This is a genomic window from Methylocystis sp. JAN1, assembly GCF_052186135.1.
Lineage (GTDB): Bacteria > Pseudomonadota > Alphaproteobacteria > Rhizobiales > Beijerinckiaceae > Methylocystis.
Genome location: NZ_CP181499.1, coordinates 1,071,332 through 1,083,576, shown reverse-complemented (window position 1 = coordinate 1,083,576; position 12,245 = coordinate 1,071,332). Strand labels below are relative to the sequence as shown.

Sequence of the window (12,245 nt, the reverse complement as noted above, 5' to 3'; positions counted from 1 at the left end):
AAGCCTCCTTGCTCGCGCCAAAGTTCGCGGCTTCGATAGGCCCATGCAGACTTTCCGCCTCGCTCTGATCGCCGCCGCCTTCGCGCTCGCCGCCCCCGCCCTCGCGCAGGAGGCGCCCCCGACCGGCGGCCGGGCCATTGGCGGCCTTTTCGACGCGCTGGGCCTGCGCAAGCCCGTCCCGGCGGCCCCGGATTTCGTGCGCGAGTCCCGCCCCGAGCGGCTGGACTACGTGCCCCTCGCCCCGACGCCTCAGTCCGACCACAAAAAGAGCGCCGCCGAGCTTCAGGCCGCTGGCGCGGCGCTGGACAAGGCGGCGGCGGAGAACAAGCGGCGCGCGGCGCGGGTGAAGTCGCCGAATTAAGCCGGGGCCGGACAAGCCGGCGGCGGCCTCATCCTTCGAGACGCGCGCGAAGCTCGCTCCTGCGAATGCAGGACGAGGCTGAGTGTGTGACGCAAGAACAGGAACCCGTCACGCCAAGGCGCCCGAAGGGCGTTTCGAAGCACGAGGGGAGTCCGCCCGAATCCCGCATTATTCCGCGCCTGCATGAATCGCCCTCGCCCATTTGGCGAAGCCGCGCCAAGGGTCTAGAATCGCGCTTCTCTGAAATCGAAACCGGTCGAGCAATGTCGGATTTTTATCGCATCAAGCGCCTGCCCCCTTATGTCTTCGAACAGGTGAACCGCCTGAAGGCCAAAGCCCGCGCGGCGGGCGCCGACATTATCGACATGGGCATGGGCAATCCCGACCTGCCCGCCCCCAGGCACGTCGTCGAGAAGCTCGTCGAAACCGCCGGGCGCCCGCGGACCGACCGCTATTCGGCCTCGAAGGGCATCGCCGGCCTGCGCCGCGCCCAGGCCGGCTATTACGCCCGCCGCTTCGGCGTGAAGCTCGACCCGGAGACCCAGGTCGTCGCGACGCTGGGCTCAAAGGAGGGCTTCGCCAATATGGCGCAGGCGATCACGGCGCCCGGCGACGTGGTGCTGGTGCCGAATCCCTCCTACCCAATCCACGCCTTCGGCTTTCTGATGGCGGGCGGCGTCATCCGCTCCGTTCCCTCCACGCCGACGCCCGACTATTTCTCGGCGCTCGAACGCGCGATGATCCATTCGATCCCCAAGCCGATCGCGGTGATCGTCTGCTATCCGTCGAACCCGACGGCCGAGGTCGCCTCGCTCGATTTCTACAAGGACCTCGTCGCCTTCGCGAAGAAGCACGACATTTTCATCCTCTCCGATCTCGCTTACGCCGAAGTCTTCTTCGACGACGATCCGCCGCCCTCCGTGCTGCAGGCGCCGGGCGCGATGGACGTAACGGTGGAGTTCACCTCCATGTCGAAGACCTTCTCCATGGCGGGCTGGCGCATCGGCTTCGCGGTCGGCAATGAGCGCCTCTGCGCGGCGCTCGGCCGCGTGAAATCCTATCTCGACTACGGCGCCTTCACGCCGATCCAGGTGGCGGCGACGGCCGCGCTCAACGGTCCCGACGATTGCGTGAGGGAGATGCGCGCCATCTACAGGAAGCGTCGCGACGTGATGGTGGAGAGCTTCGCTCAGGCCGGCTGGCCGATCCCGGCGCCCTCCGCCTCGATGTTCGCCTGGGCGCCCGCGCCGGAGCGCTTCCGCAACATGTCCACGCTCGAATTCGCGAAGCTTCTGATCGAGAAGGCCGACGTCGCCGTCGCGCCGGGCGAAGGCTTCGGCGAACATGGCGAAGGCTTCGTGCGCCTCGCGCTCGTCGAGAACGAGCAGCGCATCCGCCAGGCCGCGCGAAATCTGCGCCGCTTCTTCGACTCGGCGGACCAGCAATTGCACAATGTCGTGCCGCTGGCGGTGCGGGGATAAAGATCACGCGCGCAATCCGGACGCGCCTCCGGATTACGCGTTCAGAAAATTACGGGACCTGTCGTAAGGCGATCAAGGCTGCGGAAGAACGAGATTGATCTTCTCACCCCGCTGAATGCCGAAAATCCTGAAATACTCGTCGTCCGTCAGCAACTTCGCCGCCTCATCCAAAAAGCTTTGGTTGCGCGCATTGAGTTCATCGACGGTCGGCGCGACCAACGTATGCGCCTGAGACGCAGCCGACGCCTGGAATTGCGCGCGCAGATGCAGCAGTTGCGACGCCACGTCGAGCTTGGCGCCGAGCACCTGGCCGACTTGCGCGGCGAACTCATCGGGCGGGGTTGTTGGAGTCGGGGGCATTCCTGGTCCGGTTGTTAGCGGATGACCAGCGCCGGTGCATCCGGCAATCTTGCTCAGCCATGCTGCTTGCTGGAGCCCATAAGTTCCGTAGATCGCGACGCTGGCCCCGTAGCCTCGCGCCCCCGCGACAGTCAGCGGGCCGCCGCCTGGGCCTGTCGCGTAAAGCACCTGATTGGCGAGCTGATGGCACACGCCATCGACGCCATAGGTGAATATAGTCCCGCGCGCTGCGTAGACATTAGCGCAGTCGGCATTCGACGCGACAAGGCATCTGGCGAGGTTAAGGTCGCCATTGGCGGATCCGAGCCCGCGGCCTTGCGCGTGAAAGCTTCCCCAGCAAAACCAGAAGTCTTCTTTCGCGGCGATGACCGCCTGGATGTTTGGGAGCGGGTTCGCCCCATTGTCGTAAGTCGTCACCCAGGTGTGGTCGACAGGCGCTCCACGTACGAAAGCTGGCGTCGCCCAAGCGTAAAGAGTCATGGCGAATTCCTTTGGCGAAATTCCTTTGGCGAAATTCCTTTGGCGAAATTCCTTTGGCGAAAAATTTACCGCTAAAGCTTGGCGCCAAATGGCGCCGAAGTGAAGATCAATCTTGCTGGCGGCGAGGCCCCAACATGGCTGCATTGCCTAACTTGCAGCCAAGGTTGCGGCTTGGTCCGCGAATTAAGCGTGCCCGCTCACACGCTCGATCTGCGCGCCGCAGCCGGAGAGCTTCTTCTCCAGACGCTCGAAGCCGCGATCGAGGTGATAGACGCGGTTGATCGTCGTCTCGCCGCGCGCGGCGAGCGCCGCGATGACGAGCGACACCGAGGCGCGAAGGTCGGTCGCCATCACCGGCGCGCCTTCGAGATGGTCGGAGCCGGTGACGATCGCCGTGTCCCCTTCGAGCTTGATATGGGCGCCGAGCCGCGCGAGCTCCTGAACATGCATGAAGCGGTTCTCGAAGATCGTCTCGCGAATGCGCGACGTTCCTCCCGCGCGCGTCATCAGCGCCATGAACTGCGCCTGGAGGTCGGTCGGAAAGGCTGGGAAAGGCGCGGTCTCCACGTCGACCGGCGCGATGCCGGCGCCGTTGCGATAGACGCGCAGGCCCTCATTGGTTTCCGTGACTTTCGCGCCGGATTGCGCCAGCACGTCGAGCGCCGCCTGGAGGCTGTCGGCGCGGGCGCCGGCGAGCAGCACGTCGCCGCCCGTCATCGCCACCGCCATGGCGTAGGTGCCCGCCTCGATGCGATCCGGCATCACGGCGTGGCGCGCGCCGGAGAGCGAGGTCACGCCCTCGATTTCGATGGTGGACCCGCCCGCGCCGGAGATCTTCGCGCCCATCTTGGTCAGGCAATCGGCGAGGTCGACGATTTCGGGCTCGCGCGCCGCGTTGCGGATGACGGTCGTCCCGCGCGCGAGCGTCGCCGCCATCAGCGCAGTGTGGGTGCCGCCGACCGTGACCTTCTCGAAATCAATCTCGCCGCCGACCAGCCCGTCCTTGACGGAGCCGACGACATAGCCGTTCTCGATCTCGATCCTGGCGCCGAGCCGTTGCAGGGCCGTCAGCAGAAGATCGACTGGGCGCGTGCCGATGGCGCAGCCGCCCGGCAGCGACACGCGGCATTCGCCCATGCGGGCGAGAAGCGGCGCGAAGACCCAGAAGCTCGCGCGCATGCGCGAAACGAGCTCATAGGGCGCGGTGGTGTCGACGATCTCGCGGGCGGTGAAATGCACGGTGCGGCCGGCGTTTTCCGTGTCGCCCTTGCGCTTGCCGGAAATCGTGAAATCAACCCCGTGATTGCCCAGTATCCGCTCGAGCTGGGTGACGTCGGCGAGCAGCGGCATGTTTTCGAGCGTCAGCGTCTCCTTGGTGAGGAGCGAGGCGATCATCAGCGGCAGGGCGGCGTTCTTGGCGCCGGAAATGGGAATGACGCCGTTCAGGGGCGCGCCGCCGACGATTTTGATCCTGTCCATTATCCCTCGCTGTCGCTCTTTTGCGCGGATGTCCGCAACGCCCGTTCTCGAGCCTTGCGGCGCGCCAAATTGGCCCGGAGCGCCGCGGAAAGCGCGGCGGCGTTCTTCCTGGCTCCGGCCTTGCCAGCTTTTTCCCCTGATTCCGCCCCTTTTGGGGCGGAGCCCGGCTCCTTGCCTTCTTCCGTCATCGCTCATCAACCATGATGGAAAGCCATGGCCTTCCTAGGCCTTTGCGGCAGGGGTGACAAGCGCGGGGGAGCGAGCGCCCCCTGCGCTGCACGTTTCTAACGCCAGCGAGAGGCGAATCGATCGGCCGTCCGGGAAAAGACCGCTTCAGCCAACGAGCCGGCGAATCGCTCTCCGGCGCAGACCCCGTCTGATCAGAACGCCTTCGCCACCAGCGTCGCATTGATGCCGCCGAAGGCGAAGGAGTTGGACATCGCCACGCGGATCGGCATTTGGCGCGCCTCGTTCGGGATCGCGTCGACAGGGCATTTGGGGTCGGGTCCGAGGAAATTGATCGTCGGCGGCGCGATCTGCTCCCGGAGCGCGCTGACGGTGACGACAAGCTCCAGCCCGCCCGAGGCGCCGAGCGCATGGCCATGGATGGGCTTGGTCGAGGAGACCGGCGGGGGCGCGTCGCCGAAGACGGCGCGCATGGCTTCCGATTCGGTCATGTCGTTGGCGTAGGTCGCCGTGCCGTGGGCGTTGAGATAATCGACGTCCTGGGGGTCGAGCCCTGCGCTTTCCAGCGCCATGCGCATGCAGCGCGCCGGGCCTTCGACGTCGGCGCGCAGCGGGTCGAAAGCATCGCTCGTCGTTCCATAGCCGGCAAGCTCACAGAGCGGCGTCGCGCCGCGCGCCTGCGCCGCTTCCAGCGTCTCCAGCATGAAGACGGCGGCGCCCTCGCCAATGGTCATGCCGTTGCGCTTCGCCGAGAAGGGCCGGCACAAATCGGGGGTCAGCACGCGCAGCGCCTCCCAGCCGCGCATGGAGCCGTTGATCACGCAGGCTTCCGTGCCGCCCGCAATGGCGCGGTCGGCGCGGCCCGCGCGCAACATTTCGAAGGCTTCGCCGATCGCCTGCGACGCCGAGGAGCAGGCGGAGGCGAGCGCGAAGGTCGGCCCCTTGGCGCCGTAGCGCATGCCCAGCGTCGTCGGCGCGGCGCTGGGGATGAGGCGCGGCACGGTCAGCGTGTCCGGCTTGATGCCCTCCGCATATTCGCGATAGCAATTGTCGTCGATCGTATGGGCGCCGCCAATGCCGGTGCCGATGACGACCGCCGTGCGGGGCCCGCCGGCCTCCTTGCCCGAAAAACCGGCCTGTTTCAGCGCCTCGTCGGCGGCGACGACGGCATATTGGGTGAACTCGTCGCAATAGGGGAGCAGCTCGGCCTCGATATGGGCGGCGGGATCGAAATCCGGGACCTGCGCCGCGATCTTGATGCGGCCGGGATAGGGGCGCGCGAGCTTGAGCGGGCGGATGCAGGAAACGCCGCCTTTCGCCGCCGCCCAGAGCGGCCCCGCGCCGACGCCCGCCGCGGAGACCGCGCCCATTCCCGTCACGACGACCCGGCGGCGATTCTGTTCTGTCGTCATAACGGATTGATCTCCTTGAGCTTAAGCATGGCGTCCCGCATAAGATTCGCATGCGCGCCCGTCTGCCTGACGCAAGAGCAGGCGGAGCGCAACCCTTACAGGCGTCGCGACTATAAAGAGACAAGACTCCGCTGTGAAATGCGGCGACGGGTCGCGACGCCGCGCCGCCTTGCCTCTTTTGGCCCCCTCCCCTATAAGCTCCCGCCCAGCGCCTGCGTTTCCGACACCCCTGGAGGCGAGCGGCGCTTTTTCTTTTTCAAAAGGACACCGACAATGGCCGAGATGAAGACGCTCGCGGCCACGGTGCGCAGCGGGACCGGCAAGGGGGCCGCCCGCAGCGTTCGCCGTGAGGGCCGTATTCCAGCAGTGCTCTATGGCGGCGGCGAAGCGCCCACGCCGATTTCGCTCGACAAGAAGGTCACGACGCAGTTGATCTTCGCGGGCCACTTCCTCACGACGATCTTCGAGCTCGAGATCGACGGCAAGAAGGAGCGCGCCATTCCGCGCGACTACCAGCTCGACGTTGTGCGCGACTTCCCGCTCCATGTCGACTTCCTCCGCCTGAAGCCCGGCTCGCGCCTCAAGGTGAACGTCCCGGTCCACTTCATCAATCAGGAGCAGTCACCCGGCCTCAAGCGCGGCGGCTCGCTCAACATCGTCTACCATACGGTGGAGATGTACGTGCCGGCCGACGCCATCCCGGAGGCCGTCACCGCCGATCTCGCCGGCATGGACTTCAACGACTCGCTGCATATCTCGCAGATTCCGCTGCCGGAGGGCTGCAAGCCGACCAATCCGGACAAGAACTTCACGGTGGCGAGCCTCGCCCCGCCGGCCGGCGGCGGCGAAGAAGCGGCCCCGGCCGCCGCCGCGGCGGCCCCGGCCAAGGGCAAGAAGTAAGGAACCTCCTTCCCCCGCTTGCGGGGGAAGGCCGGTTTGCTCGAAAATCCCCCAAGACGGCCTCGTCCTTCGAGACGCGAGCTTCGCTCGCTCCTCAGGATGAGGCCTCTCTTATGACGCGGATGAAGAAGCCCCTCATGCTGAGGAGCCTGCGCGGCAGGCGTCTCGAAGCGCGAGGGGCGTCATCAACAGCGGCCCGCCCGTCTCCTGCATGCGGGAGGGGAGGCTCGCACGGGACGCCCCCATGCTGCTCTTCGTCGGCCTCGGCAATCCCGGCCGCCAATACGCAAGGAACCGGCACAATATCGGCTTCATGGCCGTTGAGGCGATCGCCCGGCGTCACGGCTTCGCGACCGCCCGCGCGCGCTTTCAGGGCCTGGCGAGCGAGGGCAATATCGGCGGCGAGAAGGTGCTGCTGCTCGAGCCGCAGACCTACATGAACGAAAGCGGCCGCTCGGTGGGCGAGGCCGCGCGCTTCCACAAGATCCCGTTAAGCGACATCGTCGTCTTCCACGACGAGCTCGACCTCGCGCCGGCCAAATGCCGCATCAAGGTCGGCGGCGGCGTCGCGGGACATAACGGCCTGCGCTCCATCACCGCCCATGTCGGCAACGACTATAAGCGCGTCCGGATGGGAATCGGCCATCCGGGCGACAAGTCGCTGGTGCATGGCTATGTCCTCAACGATTTCGCCAGGAGCGAGGAGCCCTGGGTCGAGGCGCTATGCGACGCCCTCGCCGACAACGCCGCCCTGCTCGTGAAGGGTGACGACGCCGGGCTCCAGAACAAGCTGCATCTCGCCTTGGAGGCCAAGGGCTTCGGCGCCGTGAAGCGGGTGGGTGAAAAGGAATGATCCGGCTCGCGGCGCTGCTGATCTTTTTCGCCAGCGCCGCCTCGGCCGAGGCGCCGGCGCCGCCAAACCCCGCATCCCACGCCACGCAAAAACCCGTCCCCGCTTTCGGCGACGATCACCCCGATTGCGCCCAATGGACCGACGGCTGCATTGTTTGCGTGCGGGGCGCCGACGGCCCCGACTGCTCCATGGCCGGCATCGCCTGCCTGCCGGCGGAGCCCGCCTGCCTGAATCCGAAACAGTGAGCTAAAACCCCGTTCGCCGCGGTCGCTCAGCCCCAGCGCGCGACGCTCCGATCCATCGGACGCTAGCCCGCTTACAAAGCCGGCTGACGCCCTCCTGCGTCGAGACGCCTGCTACGCAGACTCCTCAGCATGAGGGCTTTTTCTTCCAAAGCCAAACACTTAGGCCTCATCCTGAGGAGCGAGCGAAGCTCGCGTCTCGAAGGACGAGGCCGCCTCGGACGTTTGTCTACAAGCTGAATGGCGCAACGTCCTTTTGCTTTTCCGGCAGGGGGTCCACGAGTTTTTCAGATTCGTAAACGATCCCTTCCACCCGCCCCCCGGCCGTTTCCCTTATTCACGCGCCTGTAACATGCGCCCCTTCCGTAAAATTGTCGGAGCCCCTATATTCGCTCTGCTGGTTCGTCCAGCTATGGCGATAAACGAACACCGCAATAAACCATCCGGACCCGGGGGCGGTACCCGGCGCCTCCACCGGAGCCCGTTAAAGCAAAGTCTTGGGCGGGCTGCGGCGGGGGCGAAATAGGATCGACGGGGGCGTAAAGGGTGCTTTTTCGCTCGGCATGATACCGCCGTTATCGGGTCAAACCTTATAGTTGCCAACGACAACTATGCTCCGGTGGCCGTCGCTGCGTAATGCAGCGCTGGTACTGGGAATCAAGCCCTAGGGGTTAGCACTTCTAGGCGGGGCTCGGAGGCGCCTGGCAACAGAAGCCTCCACTTTCATTTTCGGCGCGGCCTTTCCGGCAGTGTTTGCGCCAGGGATGAGCGCATGGCGACCGACCTTATTCGTTACGATCTTCTCGTTCAGGACGCGATGCGCGGCGTGGTGCGCAAGGTTTTGGGAGACGTGGCCGTCAGCGGCTATCTCCCCGGCGACCATCATTTCACCATCAGCTTCCGCACCGACGCGCCGGGCGTGAGAATGTCGCGCCGGCTGGCCGAGCAATGGCCGCAGGAGCTGACCATCATCCTGCAGCACCAGTTCTCGAACCTCGTCGTGGACGAGGAAGGTTTCGGGGTGACGCTGTCCTTCCGCTCGATCCCCGAAAATCTCTACATCCCCTTCGCCGCCATCACCGGCTTCTACGATCCGTCGGTCGAATTCGGCCTGCGCTTCGAGACCTCGGAGTTGGACGAGCTGGAGGAGGAGGAAGAAGAGGCGCCGCCCGCGCGCCCGAACCTGCGGGCGGTGGATGAGGCGGCCGAGGCGCCTCCCGCGCCGGCGCCCGCAAAGCCGGCCGCCGCCAGGGCGGAAGCTAAAAAATCCGTCGCCGAGAAGGCCGAGAAGAAAGCCGAGGCGAGGGCCTCCGACGCCGCCGAAGGCGAAGGCGACGACGCCAAGGTCGTCTCCATCGACGCCTTCCGCAAAAAGACCTGACCGGAGCGCGCCGCCATGGGCGAGGTCGTCAATCTGCGCCGCGCCCGCAAAGACCGCGAGCGCCGGGCAAAGGACGAGACGGCGCAGGCGAACCGCATCGCCTTCGGGCGCACAAAGGCCGAACGTAAGTTGGCCGAGGCGCAGAAGCGCCTCGACGCCCGCCGGCTCGACGCGCACCGGCGTGAAAATTCGGAGGAAAAAGCGTGACCGCGGGCCACGCGCCTTCAGGCGCGCGGTCCGTTCGCGTCGTCAAACATTCCATCGTCATCGCCGGCCACCGCACCAGCGTCTCGCTGGAAGAGCCCTTCTGGCGCGCGCTCAAAGAGATCGCGGCGGTGGACGGGGTTTCGCTCGCCGCGCTCGTGGCGCGGGTCGACGCCGGGCGCGGCGAGGCGAATTTATCCTCGGCGCTGAGGGTGTTTGTGCTGGAGAGGGCGAGCGGTCAAAAGTAGCCGCCGGATCGCAGGCGCGGCGCCACCCGCCCCTCGAGGGGAGGGTGAGGCGCGCGCGTCGTGAAGAACTCTCCAGCCTTGCCAGACGCGAATTCGTGATTCGCGTTCCGTTCTCCTATATGCTGGCCGGCGGAATCATGAGGAGCAACCCCTTGTCCAGTTTTGACGATTACGCGCCGCAGGAGGGCGGGCTCGCCGCGCGGGCCGCCGCCGCGGCGCAGCGGCCGCGCTATGTCGACGGGCTGAACCCGGAGCAGCGCGCGGCGGTCGAGACGCTGGACGGGCCGGTTCTGGTGCTCGCTGGCGCCGGCACGGGCAAGACGCGCGCGCTCACGACGCGCATCGCGCATATCCTCGCGCTGGGCAAGGCGCGCGCCTATGAGATCCTCGCCGTCACCTTCACCAACAAGGCCGCGCGCGAAATGCGCGAGCGCATCGAGGCGCTGGTCGGCGAAGGCGCGCAGGCCATGCAGTGGCTCGGCACTTTCCACGCCATCAGCGCGAAGATTCTGCGGCGCCACGCCGAGCTTGTCGGGCTGAAGCCCAACTTCACCATCCTCGACACGGACGATCAGATCCGCCTGCTCAAGCAAGTCTTGCAGGCCGAGAATATCGACGACAAGCGCTGGCCCGCGCGCGCGCTGGCGCAACGCATCGACGGCTGGAAGAACAGGGGCCTCATGCCGAACCAGGTTCCGGCCGGCGAAGCGGAGAGCTTCGCCAATGGCAAGGGGGCCGCGCTCTACGCGCTGTATCAGGAGCGCCTCAAGATCCTCAATGCGGTCGATTTCGGCGACCTGCTTCTCGAAACGCTGCGCCTCTTTCGCGAGAACCCCGACGTTCTCGCGGACTACAATAATCGCTTCAAATATATTCTCGTCGACGAATATCAGGACACCAACATCGCGCAATATCTCTGGCTGCGCCTGATCTCGCAAGGGCGCCGAAATGTCTGCTGCGTGGGCGACGACGATCAGAGCGTCTATGGCTGGCGCGGCGCGGAGGTCGAGAACATTCTGCGCTTCGAGCAGGATTTTCCCGGCGCGAAGATCGTGCGGCTGGAGCGCAATTACCGCTCGACAGGCCACATCCTCGCCGCCGCGTCGCATCTCATCGCCCATAATGAAGGCCGCCTCGGCAAGACGCTCTTCACCGACGGCGAGGACGGCGAGAAGCCGACGCTCACCGGCGTGTGGGACAGCCAGGAGGAAGCGCGCGTCATCGGCGAGGACATCGAGCAATTGCAGCGCAAGGGCCATTCGCTCGAAGAGATCGCCATCCTCGTGCGCGCGTCGTTCCAGATGCGCGAATTCGAGGAGCGCTTCGTGGAGATCGGCCTGCCCTACCGCATCATTGGCGGTCCGCGTTTCTATGAGCGCGCTGAAATCCGCGACGCGCTCGCTTATCTGCGCTGTGTCGCGCAGCCCGCGGACGATCTCGCCTTCGAGCGCATCGTCAATACGCCGAAGCGCGGCCTTGGCGACGCGACGGTGCAATTGCTGCACGAATATGGCCGCCGCGAGCGCATTCCGCTGATGCAGGCGGCGCGCTTTCTCACTGAAACCGAAGAGCTGAAGCCGAAGCCGCGCGGCGCGCTGAAAAGCCTCATCGCCGACTTCGATCGCTGGCGCTCTCTGATCGACTCGAAGCCGCAGCACGAACTCGCTGAAATGGTGCTGGACGAATCCGGCTATACGCAGATGTGGCGCGACGACAAGACGCCCGAAGCGGCCGGGCGCCTCGAAAACCTCAAAGAGCTGGTGCGCGCGATGGAGGAGTTCCCCGACCTCGCCGCCTTTCTTGAGCATGTCTCGCTGGTGATGGAGGCGGATGAGTCGAAGGAGCAGGAGCGCGTCTCGGTGATGACGCTGCACGCGGCGAAGGGTCTCGAATTCGAGACCGTCTATCTGCCCGGCTGGGAGGAAGGACTCTTTCCGCATCAGCGCTCGCTCGACGAGCAGGGCCGCGCGGGGCTCGAAGAAGAACGCCGCCTCGCTTATGTCGGCATCACTCGCGCCAAGCGCCGCGCGAAGATATTCTTCGCGAGCAACCGCCGCATTCGGGGCCTCTGGCAGCCGACCGTCCCCTCGCGCTTCGTCGACAATCTGCCGCCGGCGCATGTCGAGGTGGTGGAGGCGCCGAGCGCCTCGCAATATGGCGGCTACGCAGTGTCGCGCTTCGCCAATCTCGACACATACGGCTCCAGCTACTCGACGCCCGGCTGGAAGCGCGCGCAGGCGGCGAAAAGCGAACCCGCTTCGCGGCCCTCTCGTTCGAAGCAGCCGCTGACCATCGAAGGCGAAGTCATCGCGCGCTCATCCACCGGCTCGCGCTACGGCGCGGGGACGCGCGTCTTCCACACGAAATTCGGCCCCGGCACGGTGGCGGCGGTCGACGGCAATAAATGCACGGTGGATTTCGACAAGGCCGGGCGGAAGATGGTGCTGGAGAGCTTTTTGGAGGCGGGGTGATTTAAGCACGTCAAGAGCGATAGGTCATTTGTTCAAGGCGATCGGGTGAACAACCATCTCGGCGGTTGGCCGCCAAATACCTCCCCTTTACGGGGAGGTCGGCGGTCGAAGACCGCCGGGTGGGGTTTGCGCCGCATTACATTGATGGGGCTTCATCCCACCCGACCTCTCCCCGCGTCATGCCCGC

12 protein-coding genes and 1 other RNA gene are annotated in these 12,245 nt (G+C 65.8%); 10 read left to right on the top strand and 3 right to left on the bottom strand.

The window, feature by feature from the left end:
- The first annotated feature begins 43 nt into the window (after window positions 1-43).
- Both ACNHKD_RS05005 and ACNHKD_RS05000 read left to right on the top strand, forming a co-directional pair.
- Complete coding sequence (locus ACNHKD_RS05005) at window positions 44-361, top strand: hypothetical protein (RefSeq protein WP_442755998.1); 318 nt, start codon at window positions 44-46, stop codon at window positions 359-361.
- A 263-nt stretch (window positions 362-624) separates the two neighbouring features.
- Window positions 625-1,842: an LL-diaminopimelate aminotransferase gene (locus ACNHKD_RS05000; protein WP_442755997.1), complete on the top strand. Its 1,218-nt coding sequence runs from the start codon at window positions 625-627 to the stop codon at window positions 1,840-1,842.
- Between the two features lie 72 nt (window positions 1,843-1,914).
- Here the strand turns inward: ACNHKD_RS05000 and ACNHKD_RS04995 are convergent, their stop codons facing one another.
- The 3 genes from ACNHKD_RS04995 to ACNHKD_RS04985 form a co-directional block, all read right to left on the bottom strand.
- On the bottom strand, window positions 1,915-2,682 hold the full coding sequence (locus ACNHKD_RS04995; RefSeq protein ID WP_442755996.1) for a hypothetical protein: 768 nt from the start codon (window positions 2,680-2,682) through the stop codon (window positions 1,915-1,917).
- 183 nt (window positions 2,683-2,865) lie between these two features.
- The gene (gene murA / locus ACNHKD_RS04990; protein WP_442755995.1) at window positions 2,866-4,161 is read right to left on the bottom strand and encodes a UDP-N-acetylglucosamine 1-carboxyvinyltransferase; all 1,296 of its coding nucleotides are present in this window, start codon (window positions 4,159-4,161) and stop codon (window positions 2,866-2,868) included.
- Between the two features lie 380 nt (window positions 4,162-4,541).
- Window positions 4,542-5,759 (bottom strand): beta-ketoacyl-[acyl-carrier-protein] synthase family protein, encoded by a 1,218-nt coding sequence (locus ACNHKD_RS04985; RefSeq protein WP_442755994.1) that lies wholly within the window; start codon window positions 5,757-5,759, stop codon window positions 4,542-4,544.
- A 273-nt stretch (window positions 5,760-6,032) separates the two neighbouring features.
- Here ACNHKD_RS04985 and ACNHKD_RS04980 point away from each other — a divergent pair, with 273 nt between their 5' ends.
- The 8 genes from ACNHKD_RS04980 (at window position 6,033) to ACNHKD_RS04945 (ending at window position 12,058) form a co-directional block, all read left to right on the top strand.
- Entirely contained in the window at window positions 6,033-6,659 is a 627-nt protein-coding gene (locus tag ACNHKD_RS04980) for a 50S ribosomal protein L25/general stress protein Ctc (protein WP_442755993.1), read from the top strand.
- Window positions 6,660-6,903: 244 nt separating this feature from the next.
- Entirely contained in the window at window positions 6,904-7,512 is a 609-nt protein-coding gene (gene pth, locus ACNHKD_RS04975; RefSeq protein WP_442755992.1) for an aminoacyl-tRNA hydrolase, read from the top strand.
- Window positions 7,509-7,757 (top strand): hypothetical protein, encoded by a 249-nt coding sequence (locus ACNHKD_RS04970; RefSeq protein WP_442755991.1) that lies wholly within the window; start codon window positions 7,509-7,511, stop codon window positions 7,755-7,757. Before pth ends, ACNHKD_RS04970 begins: the two co-directional genes overlap by 4 nt.
- Before the next feature lie 354 nt (window positions 7,758-8,111).
- Window positions 8,112-8,476: a transfer-messenger RNA gene (ssrA, locus tag ACNHKD_RS04965) on the top strand.
- A gap of 50 nt (window positions 8,477-8,526) precedes the next feature.
- Window positions 8,527-9,135, top strand: a complete 609-nt coding sequence (locus tag ACNHKD_RS04960) for an SspB family protein (RefSeq protein WP_442755990.1) — start codon at window positions 8,527-8,529, stop codon at window positions 9,133-9,135.
- A 15-nt stretch (window positions 9,136-9,150) separates the two neighbouring features.
- Window positions 9,151-9,342 (top strand): DUF4169 family protein, encoded by a 192-nt coding sequence (locus tag ACNHKD_RS04955; protein WP_442755989.1) that lies wholly within the window; start codon window positions 9,151-9,153, stop codon window positions 9,340-9,342.
- On the top strand, window positions 9,339-9,587 hold the full coding sequence (locus ACNHKD_RS04950; protein ID WP_442755988.1) for a ribbon-helix-helix domain-containing protein: 249 nt from the start codon (window positions 9,339-9,341) through the stop codon (window positions 9,585-9,587). Before ACNHKD_RS04955 ends, ACNHKD_RS04950 begins: the two co-directional genes overlap by 4 nt.
- Window positions 9,588-9,724: 137 nt before the next feature.
- A complete protein-coding gene (locus ACNHKD_RS04945; protein WP_442756841.1) occupies window positions 9,725-12,058 on the top strand; it encodes an ATP-dependent helicase in 2,334 nt (777 codons plus the stop codon).
- Window positions 12,059-12,245 lie beyond the last annotated feature (187 nt).

Coding starts and splice junctions, on each gene's coding strand:
- ACNHKD_RS05005 (WP_442755998.1), top strand. CDS start 44: ATGCAGACTTTCCGCCTCGCTCTGATCGCCGCCGCCTTCGCGCTCGCC.
- ACNHKD_RS05000 (WP_442755997.1), top strand. CDS start 625: ATGTCGGATTTTTATCGCATCAAGCGCCTGCCCCCTTATGTCTTCGAA.
- ACNHKD_RS04995 (WP_442755996.1), bottom strand. CDS start 2,682: ATGACTCTTTACGCTTGGGCGACGCCAGCTTTCGTACGTGGAGCGCCT.
- murA (WP_442755995.1), bottom strand. CDS start 4,161: ATGGACAGGATCAAAATCGTCGGCGGCGCGCCCCTGAACGGCGTCATT.
- ACNHKD_RS04985 (WP_442755994.1), bottom strand. CDS start 5,759: ATGACGACAGAACAGAATCGCCGCCGGGTCGTCGTGACGGGAATGGGC.
- ACNHKD_RS04980 (WP_442755993.1), top strand. CDS start 6,033: ATGGCCGAGATGAAGACGCTCGCGGCCACGGTGCGCAGCGGGACCGGC.
- pth (WP_442755992.1), top strand. CDS start 6,904: ATGCTGCTCTTCGTCGGCCTCGGCAATCCCGGCCGCCAATACGCAAGG.
- ACNHKD_RS04970 (WP_442755991.1), top strand. CDS start 7,509: ATGATCCGGCTCGCGGCGCTGCTGATCTTTTTCGCCAGCGCCGCCTCG.
- ACNHKD_RS04960 (WP_442755990.1), top strand. CDS start 8,527: ATGGCGACCGACCTTATTCGTTACGATCTTCTCGTTCAGGACGCGATG.
- ACNHKD_RS04955 (WP_442755989.1), top strand. CDS start 9,151: ATGGGCGAGGTCGTCAATCTGCGCCGCGCCCGCAAAGACCGCGAGCGC.
- ACNHKD_RS04945 (WP_442756841.1), top strand. CDS start 9,725: ATGAGGAGCAACCCCTTGTCCAGTTTTGACGATTACGCGCCGCAGGAG.